The sequence below is a fragment of the Mesorhizobium sp. M7A.F.Ca.CA.002.09.1.1 genome (genome assembly GCF_003998555.1).
Lineage (GTDB): Bacteria > Pseudomonadota > Alphaproteobacteria > Rhizobiales > Rhizobiaceae > Mesorhizobium > Mesorhizobium ciceri.
Window position 1 is genome coordinate 1 of record NZ_RZRR01001635.1, and the last position, 419, is coordinate 419.

General features: G+C 67.8%; 1 protein-coding gene. It reads right to left on the reverse strand.

Translation table 11 applies throughout. The features are described from left to right. The coding region (locus tag EN994_RS35080) for an FGGY family carbohydrate kinase (RefSeq protein ID WP_245466192.1) at positions 1-419 on the reverse strand (419 nt) is incomplete at both ends.

The following is a 419-nucleotide window of genomic DNA, read 5'->3' on the forward strand; positions in this document are numbered from 1 at the left end:
CTGTAGATGCCGAAGCGCGGCGCCGAAATCGGCCGGTCGGACAGGATCTTGATGGTCAGCGAGGATCCCAGCGCAGTGACCCCGTCGCCGATCGCGGCGGCACCGGTCGCCAGGAACGAGGCGCAGCCATCCGTGGTGCCGGCGACGACGGCCACATCGCGCGGCAAGCCGAACAGTTCCCCGGCTTCCGCGGTGAGGGCGCCCGTGACCTCGCCCGGCACGATCACGCGCGGCAGCAACTCCATGCGCATTCCGGTCGCCGCGATCCATTCCGGCCAGCGGCGGGCCTCGACATCATAACCTGTCTTCAGGGCATTGTTCTCGTCGCTGACGTCGAAGCGGCCGGAGAAGTTTCCGGCAATCCAGTCGGCCTGATGCAGCACTGCCGCAATGCCCGGTAGATGCTGGAAGCGCAGGGC